Annotated in this window: 11 protein-coding genes; 6 read left to right on the forward strand and 5 right to left on the reverse strand. The window is 58.2% G+C overall.

Going from position 1 to position 14,709, the window contains the following annotated elements; translation table 11 throughout:
- Nucleotides 1–48: 48 nt before the first annotated feature.
- Genes ACR0LL_RS09010 through ACR0LL_RS09030 form a run of 5 tightly spaced genes read right to left on the reverse strand, consistent with a single transcriptional unit; the run spans nucleotide 49 to nucleotide 7,270 of the window.
- Nucleotides 49–1,401 (reverse strand): CoA transferase, encoded by a 1,353-nt coding sequence (locus tag ACR0LL_RS09010; protein ID WP_480585919.1) that lies wholly within the window; start codon nucleotides 1,399–1,401, stop codon nucleotides 49–51.
- On the reverse strand, nucleotides 1,398–2,552 hold the full coding sequence (locus tag ACR0LL_RS09015) for an ABC transporter permease (RefSeq protein ID WP_480484049.1): 1,155 nt from the start codon (nucleotides 2,550–2,552) through the stop codon (nucleotides 1,398–1,400). Before ACR0LL_RS09015 ends, ACR0LL_RS09010 begins: the two co-directional genes overlap by 4 nt.
- Nucleotides 2,549–3,577 carry an ABC transporter permease gene (locus ACR0LL_RS09020; RefSeq protein WP_480484048.1) on the reverse strand — a complete coding sequence of 343 codons (1,029 nt, stop codon included), beginning with the start codon at nucleotides 3,575–3,577 and terminating at the stop codon, nucleotides 2,549–2,551. The genes ACR0LL_RS09015 and ACR0LL_RS09020 overlap by 4 nt, the downstream gene beginning before the upstream one ends.
- 14 nt (nucleotides 3,578–3,591) lie before the next feature.
- Nucleotides 3,592–5,505 (reverse strand): ABC transporter substrate-binding protein, encoded by a 1,914-nt coding sequence (locus ACR0LL_RS09025; protein ID WP_480585920.1) that lies wholly within the window; start codon nucleotides 5,503–5,505, stop codon nucleotides 3,592–3,594.
- The gene (locus ACR0LL_RS09030; protein WP_480585922.1) at nucleotides 5,498–7,270 is read right to left on the reverse strand and encodes an ABC transporter ATP-binding protein; all 1,773 of its coding nucleotides are present in this window, start codon (nucleotides 7,268–7,270) and stop codon (nucleotides 5,498–5,500) included. The genes ACR0LL_RS09025 and ACR0LL_RS09030 overlap by 8 nt, the downstream gene beginning before the upstream one ends.
- A 233-nt stretch (nucleotides 7,271–7,503) precedes the next feature.
- Here ACR0LL_RS09030 and ACR0LL_RS09035 point away from each other — a divergent pair, with 233 nt between their 5' ends.
- From ACR0LL_RS09035 to ACR0LL_RS09060, 6 genes are all read left to right on the forward strand, one after another.
- Nucleotides 7,504–8,001, forward strand: a complete 498-nt coding sequence (locus ACR0LL_RS09035; RefSeq protein ID WP_480585924.1) for a class I SAM-dependent methyltransferase — start codon at nucleotides 7,504–7,506, stop codon at nucleotides 7,999–8,001.
- 19 nt (nucleotides 8,002–8,020) lie between these two features.
- Nucleotides 8,021–8,650 carry a glutathione S-transferase family protein gene (locus tag ACR0LL_RS09040; RefSeq protein WP_480585927.1) on the forward strand — a complete coding sequence of 210 codons (630 nt, stop codon included), beginning with the start codon at nucleotides 8,021–8,023 and terminating at the stop codon, nucleotides 8,648–8,650.
- Nucleotides 8,651–8,760: 110 nt separating this feature from the next.
- A complete protein-coding gene (locus ACR0LL_RS09045; RefSeq protein ID WP_480585930.1) occupies nucleotides 8,761–11,163 on the forward strand; it encodes a GcvT family protein in 2,403 nt (800 codons plus the stop codon).
- A gap of 2 nt (nucleotides 11,164–11,165) precedes the next feature.
- Entirely contained in the window at nucleotides 11,166–12,704 is a 1,539-nt protein-coding gene (locus ACR0LL_RS09050) for a trimethylamine methyltransferase family protein (protein ID WP_480585933.1), read from the forward strand.
- Nucleotides 12,705–13,379 (forward strand): TetR/AcrR family transcriptional regulator, encoded by a 675-nt coding sequence (locus tag ACR0LL_RS09055; RefSeq protein ID WP_480585935.1) that lies wholly within the window; start codon nucleotides 12,705–12,707, stop codon nucleotides 13,377–13,379. It abuts the gene before it with no gap.
- Nucleotides 13,376–14,680, forward strand: a complete 1,305-nt coding sequence (locus tag ACR0LL_RS09060) for an NAD(P)/FAD-dependent oxidoreductase (RefSeq protein WP_480585937.1) — start codon at nucleotides 13,376–13,378, stop codon at nucleotides 14,678–14,680. Before ACR0LL_RS09055 ends, ACR0LL_RS09060 begins: the two co-directional genes overlap by 4 nt.
- Nucleotides 14,681–14,709 lie beyond the last annotated feature (29 nt).

Genomic DNA, 14,709 nt, shown 5'->3' on the forward strand with positions numbered 1-14,709 from the left:
CGCTTTGAATTGCGCCTCGGATGAGGTGCCACCGAAAGAGCTGGGTCACTAGGAAACGAAGGGCCAGACCGGTTCGGATGTGCCCAGTTTCGACGCCGGTAAATCCCATTGCAGCACAGCGTCACCGAGGCTAAGCGCTGGTTTGAGACGGTGCCCCGGTCCCCAGCCCGAGGCTTCTGTCACAGGCGAGTAATCCGTGGGCATCGGAATAATGGGCTCGGCTTCGACGTCGTCTTTGCCGAGAACCGCCAATAGCTCGGCGGTGCGGGCAAGGGACAGATGCGCATGCATGATGGAATTGCCCGACGCAGCCTCGGCCAATGCGGAAAGGACGGCGGCGGCCATCAGGTAGCCGGTTGCGTGGTCCAAAGCCTGAACAGGCAACGGCGTCGGTTTGTCTGCGTCAGCCCATCCCATGCCCGCATGCGCAATTCCCGCGCTCATCTGGACAAGGCTGTCAAACCCGCGTCGAGTCGACCAGGGGCCTTGCCAGCCATAGGCATTCAGCGTCACCTCGACCCTGTTCGGTGCCAGTTCATCGCGCTTGGCGCGGGTCAGGCCAAGCGCGTCCAAAGCGCCGGGCCGGTACCCGTGCACGAATACATCCGCTTGGGGCAGAAGTTCTTGCAGCCGTTCCATGCCATTGGTCGATTTCAGATCGAGATAGGCGCAGTGTTTTCCAAGTGAAATGTCGGGGATCACACCGGGTTCGTCCCAACCGGGCGGATCGATCCGCAGAACCTCGGCCCCGAAACCGGCCAATGTGCGGGTGGATACCGGACCTGCCAGAACGCGTGTAAGGTCAAGAACCCGCAGCCCGGCAAGAGGTCTTGCAGGGGTTGCCTGCGGTCTCTCCCGCAGCTTGACGTACCGGGGGCCTTGCCAGCCAATCAACGGGTCGCGCGATACAGCGCGGCCCTGCGGATGTTCAAGCCACTCGGTCCGGCTGCGCATGGCAGCGGCCACGCCGCCTTCGGCCACAATATCGGTTTCCAAATCGGATATGGCCCGGGTTCTGACGGCTTTTGCCACAGCTTCACGCTCTGGCGGGGTGCCGAGAACCTTCATCGCTGCTGCGCGATGGCGCAGAAGGTTGGTGTGCAGCCTGATCCAGCCATCTGAGGCCCTGTAGTCCCCCGCGACCGCATCCCAAAGGTTTGGCATTTCCCAGCCATCGGGCTTGAAGGAATAGCTGAACCACAACGATGCCAGCCGGTGGTCGATGGCGATCTCGGGGGCGTTTTGGGTCAGGTTCAGCGCCCGCATAAAGCGGGCCATCTCTTGCCCAACGGCTGCAAAGCTGGCCGTCGCCAGTTCGGAGACGGCAAAAGCACTTGGCAGAGCGCCTGTGCCGACCTTGCGATATCGGTCGGCGGCGGGAAGGGTGGCAAGAAGGCTCATTGCTGATAAGGATCAAGGCTGTCGCGCAACCCGTCACCCAGGAAGTTGAAGGCCAGTACGATCACGATAATCGGCAGCATCGGGATTGCCGTCCAGGGGTAGATCTCGATCGATGCGAGGTTTTGCGCGTCATTCAGCATCACCCCCCAGCTGACCGCTGGTGCACGAAGGCCCAGGCCAAGAAAGCTAAGCGCCGTTTCCCCAAGGATCATTGCCGGGATCGACAGGGTGGCTGATGCAATCAAATGAGACATGAAATTCGGCAACAAGTGCTTACGGATCACCCGGCCCGAGCTTGCGCCCATCATTTCTGCGGCCCGTACATATTCTTCCTCGCGTAGTGACAGGAACTTTGCACGAACTGAACGCGCCAGTCCTGGCCAGTCGAGGATGCCGAGGATGATCGAAATGATGAAGAATACGGCAACCGGGCTCCAGTTCGATGGCACGGCGGCAGACAGTGCGAGCCACAGCGGCAGTTCCGGCAGTGAACGCAGGATTTCGATGACCCGGTTGATGACCCAGTCGATGCGGCCACCGAAATAGCCGGCCATCGAACCGAACAGGATACCCAGAAAGAATGATACCGAAATACCGATCAGCCCCACGGTCAGCGACAGCTGCGCCCCATAGAGGATGCGGCTGAAGATATCGCGACCCAGCCTGTCGGACCCCCAGAGGAACAAGGTGGCACCATCCGGCGCGCAGAAAAGATGCCTGTCTGTCTTGATAAGACCCGCAAGTCGATATTCGGACCCTTCACAGAAGAACCGGATCGGGCGCGGGTCGTCAGTGTCAGGGACGAACTTCCACTGGAAGGTTTCCAGATCCGCCTCGGCGACGATTGGAAAAACATGGGGGCCGATAAAAGCGCCTTCGTAAAACCAGTTCACCGATTGCGGTGGCGCATACAGATGCTCTCCGTTCCGGTCATTCGGGCCATAAGGCGCGATGAAGCCTGCAAATGGCAGCATCAGGTAGCACATTAGCAGGAAAATGCCCGAGATCAGACCCAGCTTATGCGTGCGGAACTTGCGCCAGACCAACACCCAGTTGGGGGCATCCAGATCGGCGCGTTCCAGTTGCTGTATCGACGCCTGCGGATCAAAGGGCGCGTCATCGACGTAGCGGTTGTCAGGAGTATCGGTCATGCTTCGCGCCCCTCATATCGTATGCGGGGATCCAGCATGACAAGCAGGATATCCGAGATCATCGTGCCGATAAGTGTCAGCAGCGCGACAAACATCAGGATAAACGCGGACAGGAATTGGTCCTGCGTTTTCAGTGCTGTCAGCAAAGTCGGCCCGATGGTTTGCAAGCCCAGAACGACTGACACCAGAACCGATCCCGACACCATAGATGGCAGAAGGTTACCGATATCCGCAACGAACGGGTTGAATGCCACGCGCAGCGGATATTTCGCCAGCATCCGCGATGGGGCCATACCCTTGGCAATGGCTGTTTCCACATAGGGTTTCCCCAGTTCATCGAGCATATTTGCCCGCAGGCGCTGCATCATCGCCGATGCGCCCGAGGTTCCGATGACAAAAGTCGGAACGATCAGGTGGATGAGAATGGATTTCATCTTGTCCCAACTCAGCGGCTGACCTTCGAATTGCGGATCCATCAGGCCGCCGATAGGCAGGTTGAAATACCGATGCCCGTAGTAGAACAGGATCAGGGCCAACAAAAAGTTGGGTGTCGCTAGCCCCAGATAACCCACAAAAGCCGAGGTGTAATCAATCCATGTCCGTGATCGCGCCGCTGCAATAACACCTAATGGAAGGGCAACGGCATATACAAACAGGATGGCGGCCAGATTGACGACGACCGTCAGCCAAAGCGTGTCGCCCACAATTTCAGATACAGGCCGGTCGAACTCAAAGGACCAACCGTAATTGCCTTGGATCAGACCGGAAAACCCGTGCGGTCCCGGCCAGAAGCCCACCCAGATCAGGTACTGTTCCCACATCGGGCGATCCAGAGCGTACTCGGCGCGCAGAAACTCGGCCTTGGCGACACCTGCTGACTGGCCCGAGGCCTGAAGCTCGGCAATCTGGTTACTCAGGTAATCACCGGGCGGCAGGTTGATGATTATGAAAATCAGGACCGAGACTACCAACAATGTCAGCAGCATCGTGAAAAAGCGATACACCGCATAGCGCAGCATGACCATTTAGCTGCTCCTGCTTAGTCGGCGAAAAAGAACTCGTCCGGGCGGTGAACGCCGAAATGCGCACCGGGCTCCCATGCCCACATGGCCTGTTCCGGCACATTGCGCAGACGGTTCGACACGACAATGGGTTGGGGTGCTCCGTTCAGGATACCGATGGCAAAAAGCTGGTCGGCGTGGATTCTCAGCATCTCAGTCCAGACTTCCTTGCGTTCGTCATCGGTAGTTGCGACCTCCCAGTCGTGGGCCAGTTGCATCAGTCGTTCTGCCTCGGGCATGTCGGGGGCTTCCCCGGCTTCACCACCTGTCTGGTAAAACTGGCCCCATTTCGGCCAGGCCAGGAAGACCTGATCGGTTGGTGCAAGATACGCCGGGGACGTGTGCGCTTGTGGGATACCGTCATCCCATCCATACCAGACCGATGCCATCGAGTTGCCGGCAAACACCCGGTTGCGCAGGATATCGCGATCCAACGGGCGCATGACCAGCTTGACCCCGATCTCGCGCCAGGTGTCAGTAACGATCTGAAGGGCGTTTTCAACCTCTTGCCGCTCGCCAGCGGTTTCGATCACCAGCTCCATTGGGCGCCCGTCCGGTAGCAGGCGGATACCGTTCTTGTCGCGCTGGGTCAGGCCGACTTCATCCAACAACGCATTGGCCTGGCCGACATCGTACTGGGCCCATGCGGTGGCATTCTTCTCATCATAAAAGGGCGAGGCAGGCAGAACCGACATTGCGCCGGGATGCGCAAGCTTGAAATACAAAGCCTGGTTGATTGTCTCGCGGTCGATGGCAAGGGACAAGGCGCGCCGCACACGGACGTCACGCAACACATCGCGCCAGACGTCATCCTCGAAATTGAGGTTCGGATAGATCGCGATTTGCGATGCAACGCCGGTTTTCCACAGCAATGTCTTGTAGCCGCCTTGCGCTTCGCCTTTTTTCAGGATGGAAGCGTCGCGGAAATCCAGACCCCTGCCTTGCAGGTCGCTTTCCCCTGCATTGGTTTTGGCAGCGACCAGACCGGGGGCAACGATCTCCATCTCGACCACATCGATATAGGGCAGTTGAACCCCTTTGCTGTCGATACGGTGGTAATAGGGGTTACGTACGAAATTGTGGCGGATTTTCTTGCCGGAACTTGCGTTCAGCCACGGTTGCAACGTGGGCAATTCGTGATTGTCAAACTTGTACAGGTTGTCGAGCTTGTTGTGCAGCGCGGCCCAGCTTTTGACGCGGGCATCGTCGACCAGAAAGGCAAGTTCCTCGGGGTCGGCATATTTCTCGTGATATCGTTTCAGGAAAGCTGCTGGGCGATAGATAAAGGGCGGTCGTGCCTGAGCCAGCGATTGTAGAAAACCCGGGTTAGGGTCTTCCCATTCGAAAATCACCGTGGTTTCATCCGGGAAGGTAACGGTGGGTGATTTGCCTTCGACAATCAGAAAATCCGGCGGGCCTGACGGGCTGAGCAATTTGTTGTTGGCAACATCTTCCCACCAATAGCGGAAATCTTCCGACGTAAACGGAGAACCGTCTGACCATTTGTGCCCTTCGCGCAGTTTCAGGGTGAACTTGCGGCCGTCTTCGTTTTCAAACGACGCCAGCAAATCGGGGATAATCTCGTAGTTCTGGTCGAATCCGACCAGCCGGGCATAGCCATAGACAACCATCTGGCGGATATCTTTGGACCGCGTGATCATGGTGCGCAGGGTGCCGCCCTGTTTGCCGAACTCGCGACTTTTTGCTGCCAGATCTACAATCAGCGGGTCCGCTGGCAGGCGCTCTTGAACGGGTCGCAGATTGCCCGCTTCTACTTCCGCGTTCCAGAACGCGCTTTCCTGCGGCGTCGGGATCGTCTCAGCCGTGGCGGGCAGCATCCCGATGAGCGCCAGCGAAGCGGCCAGGATCAGGGGGCGAGTGGTCTTAAACATGGCAACGTACCTTATGGCCCGGTTCCAATTCCACCAGTGAGGGTATCACGGTGTCCGAGAAACGAAAGGCTTCATCCCAACTGTCCGGCGCGCCGGCGCCCAAGGAAACCACTTGCAGGTCGATCGGGCGATTGATGTCGGGTTCGGGTTGAGCGGCAATCAGCGCTTTGGTGTAAGGGTGGCGCGGATTGTAGAAAAGAGTTTCGGGTGGTGCTTGCTCGACGATCAGGCCGCGACGCATCACGGCAACTTCGTCGGCGATCCGCGCGACCACAGCCAGATCGTGCGAGATGAACAGATAGGACAGGTTCAGGCTGTCCTGCAGGTTTTCCAACAGGGTCAGAATCTGCTCTTGTACCGATACGTCCAGCGCTGAGGTGGGTTCGTCACACACGATGAGCTGCGGGTCGAGCATCATGGCGCGGGCTATCGACAGACGTTGCCGCTGGCCCCCCGAAAAGGCGTGTGGATAGCGTTTCAGCATGTCGGCTGTCAGGCCGACGCGTTGCAACATCTCGGCGGCCTTGTCGCGCTGCTCGGCCGTTGTTCCGATACGGTGAATTTCCAGCGGCTCGGTCATCGCGTCCTGAATGCGCATCCGCGGGCTGAGCGAGCTGTAGGGATCCTGAAACACCATCTGCGCATTGCGCTGAAACGCCGTACGCTGAGCGCGGGTCATGTTGTGCACTGTGATGGGATCGGCATTCGGCACGGTGCGAAACAGGACTTCTCCACCGGGATCGGGCAGTTCCGCACCCAATGCGATCCGCGCGGCTGTTGTTTTACCTGATCCGCTTTCACCGACAATGGCCAGCGTCTTGCCGCGTGCCAAATTCAGATCGACCCCTTTGCACGCATAGATTTCCTTGTCGGCCTGCCACCCTTTGCTGGACCGCATCGTGTAGGTTTTGGAGACACCCTTCATCTGAAGGATCAGATCGTCGTCCGGCATCGGTATACCCACAGCATCCTGATCTGGAATTTCCGGTGCAGCATCAAACAGTTGTTTGGTATATGGATGTGCGGGGGAGGTCAGGATTGGTGCGGCCGGGCCAGCCTCCATAATGCGGCCCTTGTGCATGACCACAACCTGTTCGGCCATGTTGGCAACCACGCCCAGATCATGGGTCACCAGAATAAGCGCCATGCCGGTCTCGCGCTGCAATTCCTTGATCAGTCCCAGAACCTGCGCTTGCGTGGTCACATCCAGCGCGGTGGTTGGCTCATCCGCGATCAGCAGTTCGGGTTTGGATACCATTGCCATCGCAATCATGGCGCGTTGGCGCATTCCGCCCGACAGCTCGAACGGGTAGGAGTCATAGGCACGCTGCGGATCTGGAAAGCCCACGCGCTCGAACTGTGTCAGGACCTTTTTGCGCGCCTCGAACTCGGAAAGCCCACGATGGAGCCACAGGACTTCACTGACCTGATTCCCAATCTTGTGCAGAGGTGACAGCGATCGCATGGGTTCCTGAAAGATCATCGAAACGCGATTGCCACGAATGCCGCGCATTTCTCGTTCGCTGACCGCTGTCAGGTTACATGTACCTTTGGAATCATTCAAAGTTATCGTGCCGCTGCGTATCTGCGCCGTTCGCGGCAGAATCCGCAAGACGGCCCGGCACGTGATGGTTTTACCCGATCCCGATTCACCGACCAGCGCCAAGGTTTCTCCTGGTTTGACATCGAAATTCACATCCGTGACCACGGAACTTCCCGCACCAAAGCCGATGCTGAGGTCTCTGACAGACAACAACGCGCTCATGCAGGCTTTCCAACCGTTTGGCCGCTTGGTGACATCGGTCGTTTCAACTCCCCGTGATTTTTTCGTCAGTGTCGCGCGGTTCCGCCTGTCTAGTCAAACCCGTTCTTGGGCTGAAATGTCGCGAAAATGTGAAACTTTGGGCTTCGTCGCTACACAAAGTCTTGAGAATTTGTCATCTAAGGCGGCGTCGGGGGCACCTATGCTTTCGATTGGTATCAAGGAGATATTTGCCAGTGTCCGAGAATCAAAGCCGTCTGGACTTGTTTATCGATCGTATGGTGTCGCAGCGCGCCTGCCTGGATCACGCGATTGCGCAAACGGCAGGCATGGCTGGCCCGGTGTTTGAACTGGGGTTGGGCAATGGGCGCACCTATCATCATCTTGTGCAGCATATCGATGGACGCCCTGTCTTTGTGTTCGAACGCGCGGTGGCTTCGCACCCTGATTCAACCCCGCCCGAGGATCGGGTGATCTTGGGGGATGTGCGCGAGACGCTGCCAGCGGCGGTCGACAGGTTTGGACCGACAGCAAGCCTGATTCATGCAGACCTTGGGGGGCATAATCGCGAAAAGAACGACATCTTTGCGCGGCTTGTTTCCCCGTTGATCGAGCCCTTGCTGGCACCGGGTGGATTAATGGTTTCAAGTGACCGGATGTATTTCGAGGCGCTGGAGGAAATGCCGTTGCCCGAGGGTGCCGTCGAAGGGCGCTGTTTCATCTATCGGCGTTGACCAGAGAGAAGGGGCCTGCATGATATTCTACGATTGCTCTACGGCCCCAAACCCGCGCCGTGCCCGTATGTTTATCGCGGAAAAAGGGTTGGACATCGAAACGCACGAAATCTCGATTGCTGAGGGCGCGCAGTTGAGCACTGAGTTTCGTGCAGTGAACCCCCGGGCCACAATCCCGGTTCTGGTAACGGATGAAGGCGCAGTCCTGACCGAAAATCTTGGCATCGCCGCGTATCTTGAAGCGCGTTTCCCCGAGCCGTCCTTAATGGGCCGTACCGCTGATGAAAAAGGGTTGGTCTTGATGTGGAACGCAATTGCCGAGCAGCAGGGCGGTGCACCCATCGCTGAGGCTTTGCGCAACAGCCATCCGGCGTTCAAAGACCGTGCCATTCCCGGCCCTGTTAACCATGCGCAGATCCCTGAGCTGGCGCAGCGTGGGCGCGAGCGGGTTGCGTCGTTTTTTGAACTGCTGGAGGCGCGGCTGAAGCAAAGCGCGTATGTTGCGGGCGATGTATTCACTCTGGCGGATATATCCACTTTTGTTTTTGTCGATTTCGCGCGCGTCATCAAGACGCGGATACCGGAAGGAAATACAAGAACGCAGGTCTGGTTTGAAAGCGTGAAAGCCCGCCCAAGCGCGCAGCTTTAGGTATTCAAAGCATGCGGCAGAGTTCTCGCATTCCGCACTGTACAGAATTGTCTAGACAGAACTGAACAGTGCCACTAGCGTCTTCCCAGATTCTGTTCAGGGAGGTCGGGATGAAATCCCAATATCGCGTAGTGGTCATTGGTGGGGGCGTCGTTGGTGCCTCGGTTCTGTATCATCTGGCCAAATTCGGCTGGTCCGATGTGGTCATGCTGGAGCGGCGGCGGCTGGCATCGGGATCGTCATGGCACGCAGCGGGCGGCATCCATGCCCTGAACGCGGATCCGAACATGGCCTCGTTGCAGGCCTACACAATTGACCTACTGAGTGAGATCGAAAAAGAATCGGGCCAGAATATCGGTTTGCACATGACCGGTGGTCTGACGCTGGCCGGTACGCCTGAACGCTGGGAGTGGTTGCAGGCCAATTACCGCATCTTCCAGTCAATCGGCATTGATGATTGCGAGCTGCTGACCCCGCAAGAGGCACAGAGACGCTGCCCAATCATGTCAACCGACGGTGTTTTGGGCGCGATGTGGGCGGATCGCGAAGGGTATATCGATACGACAGGCACTGTTCAGGCTTATGCGACTGCGGCCAGAAAACGTGGTGCCGAATATTACGAGGAAACCAAGGTCGAAGAGCTGATCCAGACAGATGATGGTTGGCAGGTTGTGACCGATAAGGGCACGATCACCTGTGAACATGTGGTCAACGCGGCCGGGCTCTGGGCCAAGCAGGTTGGGCGTATGGCCGGGGTAGAGTTGCCAGTCTCACCGTTGAAGCACCACTATCTGATCACAGACACTGTGCCCGAAGTGGCGCAGGCGGATTTCGAGATGCCGATGACTGTGGACCTCGAAGGATTCACCTATATGCGGCAGGACCAGAAGGGCGTTCTGGTGGGGATCTACGAGGTCGATCACGAACACTGGGCGATGGATGGCGCGCCGTGGAACTATGGCGAGGAACTGTTTCAGGAACAGCTTGACCGGATCGAGAACGAACTGACATTGGGCTTTGAGCGGTATCCGTCAATCCAGAACGTGGGCATCAAGACATGGGTCAATGGTGCGTTCACGTTCTCGCCGGACGGTAACCCGCTGGTCGGTCCGGTTCCGGGCAAGCGCGGCTATTGGACCGCCTGCGCGGTGATGGCCGGGTTCCTGCAAGGTGGTGGCGTTGGCAAAACACTGGCCGAATGGATGATCCATGGTGAGCCCGAAGCGGACGCCTGGCCGATGGATGTGGCGCGCTATGGTGATTTCGCACAGAACAAGCGGTATATTCGTGAAACCACTGGCCAGTTCTATTCGCGCCGCTTCGTGATGACCTACCCGAACGAGCAATTGCCTGCGGGTCGCCCGTTGAAGATGGCTCCGGCGCATGACGCGATGACCGAGGCCGGATGCAAATGGGGTGTCAGCTGGGATCTGGAGGTGCCGCTGTATTTCGCGCCCAAAGGGTTCGAGGAAACGCCAACACTCAAACGTTCGAACGCGCACGACATTGTGGCCGCTGAATGCAGGACCATCCGTGAGGGCGTGGGTCTGATGGATATCACGGGTTTTTCCCGCTTTGAGGTTTCGGGCCCAAATGCCGAGGCTTGGCTGGATAACGTTATGGCGTCGAAACTGCCCGCCCCGGGACGTGCCAAACTGGCGCCGATGCTGGGCGAGGACGGGCGGCTCAAAGGCGATCTGACCGTGTTGAACTGGGGCGATGGCCGCTGGTGGATCATGGGCAGCTATTACCTTCGCGCCTGGCATATGCGATGGTTCAACGATCATATGATGGATGGGGTCACTGTCCGCGACCTGGGAGAGGAGTATTGCGGGTTCGCCGTGGTCGGACCAAAATCGCAGGCGGTGGTCGAAAAATTGGCCGAACAGGATATCTCGGGTCTGAAATTCATGGGCTGCGGTGATTTCGACATCGGTCTCGTCCGTGCCCGCGTGGCTCGTATGTCGGTGACCGGCGAAAAAGGGTATGAAATCAACTGCCGCTATGGCGATCACATCAAGCTGCGCCGCATTTTGCTGGAAGCCGGCGCAGAAGAGGGTATCCGCGAGTGCGGTTTCAATGCGATGCTATCAACCCGGCTTGAGAAAAGCTTTGGCATCTGGTCGGCAGAGTTCACGCAGGCTTACACACCCGGCATGACCGGCATGGATCGCTGGATCGACTGGGACAAGGATTTCATCGGCAAGAAGGCCGCTCTGGCCGAACGGGATGGCAATGGCCCGGCGCAGGTGCAGGTGACACTGGAAATCGATGCGTTGGACGCCGATGCCAGCGGGTATGAGCCGGTCTGGGCCAATGGTGAACGCGTGGGTTTTGTGACCTCAGGCGGTTACGGGCACTATACCGGCAAGTCGTTGGCAATGGCCTTGATTGACCGTGACAAGGTGGACCCGGGTACGGAACTGTCTGTCCATGTCGTAGGGGTGGAATGTCCGGCGCGGGTAATTGCACCGTCGCCCTACGACCCTCAGGGCAAAGCGATGCGGGGCTGATCATGACGGCTCCGGACCGACGACGCCGAAGGCGAGGGGGCGCGGCTGCCCCGCAGCCCAGCCGCGATGTTAACTATCGCCAGCTCAGGAACCCTTTCCCTTTGATGGAGGTGTTCCCGGCTGACCGGATCGCGGACATGCACGAGACAGCGTTGCGTACGCTCGAGGAGTTGGGTGTAAAGACCCTGCTTCCCGAAGCGCGCAAGCTGTTCAAGCAGGGTGGCGCGCGTGTGGATGAAGGCAGTGAAATGGTCTTTGTCGGGCGCGAGATGGTTGAGGCTGCCGTTGCCTCGGCCCCCAAATCTATCGCTTGTCGCGCCGGTTCGCGGCATCGGGATTTCACTCTGGAACTGGGTTCGCTGGTTTTTCAACCGGGGGCAGGCGCGCCGAACGCAACCGATCTTGAGCGTGGCCGTCGCCCGGCGACCAGTCAGGATTATCTGGAGTTTCTAAAGCTCACCCATCATTTCGATGTGTTCCAGATGATCTCGCCTCAGGTTGAACCTCAGGATGTACCGACGCATTTGCGCCACTACTTCACGACACAGGCGCAGATGGAACTGACCGACAAGTTTCCGTTCCTCTTCTCGCGCGGCACGCCGCAGGTCATGGATTGCTTTGAGATGCTGTCCACGGCGCGCGGTCTGTCGGATGATGAGTTCCGGGGCAATGCGCATTGTTACACGATCATCAACACAAACAGCCCGCGCACGTTGGATATTCCCATGGCGCAAGGGCTGATCGACTTTGCGCGCCACGGTCAGATGTCGATCATCACTCCGTTCACTCTGATGGGGGCGATGGCGCCGATCACCGTGGCCGGGGCAATCACCCTGTCCCATGCCGAGGCGCTTGCCGCGCTGACCTTGACGCAGCTGGCCAGACCGGGCGCTCCGGTCTGTTATGGCACGTTCACCAGCAATGTGGACATGAAATCCGGCGCGCCTGCATTCGGGACGCCTTCGCATTTTCAGGCGTCACTTGCCGCAGGCCAACTGGCGCGTCACCTTGGCTTGCCCTGGAGGTCGGCGGCAGGGTCGGCGTCAAACAGCAACGACGTGCAGGCGGCGAATGAAAACCAGTTTGGCCTTTGGGGTTGCCTGATGGCCGGCGCGACTGTGATCATTCATTCAGCGGGCTGGCTGGAAGGGGGATTGACCGTATCCTTCGAAAAGTTGGTCTGTGATGCCGAGGTGCTGAACATGGTGGCCGAGCTTTGCGCAGGCGCGCAGGCGGGGTTCGCCGAGATCGGCTTTGACACCGCCTTGCGTGAGGTCGCGCCCGGCGGTCATTTCTTTGCCTGCCCCCAGACGATGGAGCGCTACACCACCGAGTTCTATCAACCGCATGTCCATGACTACGCCAATTTCGGCACATGGACCGAGCGAGGATCGACGGATGCCAACCACCGTGCAACGGGGGTTTGGCAGGGTATCCTGAACGATTTCAAGGCCCCCGCCATAGACAATGATCGTTTTGGTGCCTTGCAGGACTTTATCGCACGCCGCACCGCAGAGGGTGGGGCGCCACCGGAGAGTTGAATGAACAACAAACCTATCCTTCACCGCGATGATCCCGAGGCCGAGCCCCTGATCGGCAATATCAAGGTCACCCGCGACGACTGGCTGAACGTGGCGATGGACGTGCTGATTTCGGACGGGGTGGACCAGATCAAGGTTCTTAACCTGGCCGAGCGGATGGCCGTGTCACGTTCATCCTTCTACTGGTACTTCAAGTCCAGACAGGAACTTTTGGATGCACTGCTGGCGCGGTGGCAGGCGACCAATACGGTTGCGCTTGTAAAACAGGCCGAAGCACCAGCCGACACGATAACGGGCGCGGTCTGCAACGTGCATCGTTGTGTGGTCAATACGGATTTGTTTGACACCGCGTTGGATTTTGCCGTGCGCGACTGGGCGCGTAAATCGGGCAAAGTACGCCGTGCGCTGGACCAGTCAGACACACGGCGGCTTGAGGCTTTGCACGCGATGTTCGCCAGATACGGCTATTCCGAGATCGAGTCCGAAACGCGTGCGCGCGTGCTGTATTACATGCAGATCGGATATGACCTTGCACAATTGAACGAACCCTTCGAGACGCGGATCTCGATGGTGCCGCATTACCTATACGCCTTTACGGGCGTCGAACCGAAACCCGAAGAAGTTGAAGAATTCAGCGCATATTCCCGGCGCTACTGGAAAGGAGACCCGAAATGAGTCAACCAGACGCAATCATCATTGGTACCGGCGTGATCGGCGCGGCCATCGCGTTCGAAATGTCCAAGGCGGGTTGGAAAACCCTGTCTCTAGATCGCAACGCACAGGTTGGACACGGTTCAACCGCCGGGTCCTGCGCGATCATCCGGATGCATTATTCCACCTTCGATGGAACGGCGTTTGCCTGGGAAGGCTATCATTACTGGCGCGACTGGGCTGACTATCTTGGACTGCCGGAAGGGGCCAATCTGGCTCAGTTCAGGGAAACCGGCTGCCTGGTTATGAAGACCGAGGCGAACGGGATGCTGGAAAAGCACATGCGCAATTCATCAGAACTGGATTGCCCGTTCGAAGAATGGTCGGGGGATAAAGTGGTTGAACGCCTGCCGGTTTATTCGCTGGACAGCTTTGCCCCGGCACGCCGTATGGATGACCCGGAATTCGGCCAGCCCAACGGGCGAAAGATGTCGGGTGGAGTGTACTGGCCTCAGGCGGGGTACGTCACCGACCCGGCCTTGTCGGCGCAAAACCTGATGGATGCTGCCAAACAGCACGGGGCCGAGGTGCGCACCAGCGCTGAAGTCACGGAAATCCTGACCGAGGGCGGGCGCGTTTCCGGCGTCAAGTTGGCCTCGGGCGAGGAAATCCATGCGAAGGTTGTGGTCAATGTGGCAGGACCTGGTTCGTCCATCATCAACAAGATGGCCGGAGTTCTGGATGACATGACCATCAAAACCCGCCCCCTGCGGCAAGAGGTCGTGCATGTCCCTGCCCCGGAAGGGTTCGACTTTGAAAACGACGGAACCATCGTCTCGGACAGCGACATTGCCTGCTACTGCCGCCCGGAACACGGCAACCACATCCTTGTGGGATCAGAGGATCCGGAGTGTGATCCGCATCAATGGTGCGAGGATGACGTCAACTACAACCGCGAGTTCACGGATCAATGGACCACACAGGCCATGCGATATGCGCAGCGCGTGCCTTCCCTTGGCATCCCATCGAAAACGCGTGGTGTGGTTGACCTTTACGACGCCTCAACCGACTGGATTCCGATCTATGACAAATCCAGCCTGCCAGGGTTTTACATGGCATGCGGTTCCAGCGGGAACCAATATAAGAATGCACCGATTGCGGGTAAGATGATGGCAGCCCTGATCGCATATTGCGAAGGCGGAGCGGATCACGACGCGGAACCGCTGCAATTCGAACTGCCTTATATCAAACGGACCATCGACGTGGGCTTTTACTCACGCAAGCGCCCGATCAATGAGGAAAGCAGTTTTTCGGTTCTGGGCTAGTCGGGTTTTGGCATCGATCAAAGTCGAGT

This window comes from Ruegeria sp. AI2, assembly GCF_056541275.1.

Bases quoted from the DNA above. Each gene is read 5' to 3' on its own strand.
- ACR0LL_RS09040 (WP_480585927.1), top strand. From the start codon at position 8,021: ATGATATTCTACGATTGCTCTACGGCCCCAAACCCGCGCCGTGCCCGT.
- ACR0LL_RS09050 (WP_480585933.1), top strand. From the start codon at position 11,166: ATGACGGCTCCGGACCGACGACGCCGAAGGCGAGGGGGCGCGGCTGCC.
- ACR0LL_RS09010 (WP_480585919.1), bottom strand. From the start codon at position 1,401: ATGAGCCTTCTTGCCACCCTTCCCGCCGCCGACCGATATCGCAAGGTC.
- ACR0LL_RS09025 (WP_480585920.1), bottom strand. From the start codon at position 5,505: ATGTTTAAGACCACTCGCCCCCTGATCCTGGCCGCTTCGCTGGCGCTC.
- ACR0LL_RS09045 (WP_480585930.1), top strand. From the start codon at position 8,761: ATGAAATCCCAATATCGCGTAGTGGTCATTGGTGGGGGCGTCGTTGGT.
- ACR0LL_RS09020 (WP_480484048.1), bottom strand. From the start codon at position 3,577: ATGGTCATGCTGCGCTATGCGGTGTATCGCTTTTTCACGATGCTGCTG.
- ACR0LL_RS09015 (WP_480484049.1), bottom strand. From the start codon at position 2,552: ATGACCGATACTCCTGACAACCGCTACGTCGATGACGCGCCCTTTGAT.
- ACR0LL_RS09060 (WP_480585937.1), top strand. From the start codon at position 13,376: ATGAGTCAACCAGACGCAATCATCATTGGTACCGGCGTGATCGGCGCG.
- ACR0LL_RS09030 (WP_480585922.1), bottom strand. From the start codon at position 7,270: ATGAGCGCGTTGTTGTCTGTCAGAGACCTCAGCATCGGCTTTGGTGCG.
- ACR0LL_RS09055 (WP_480585935.1), top strand. From the start codon at position 12,705: ATGAACAACAAACCTATCCTTCACCGCGATGATCCCGAGGCCGAGCCC.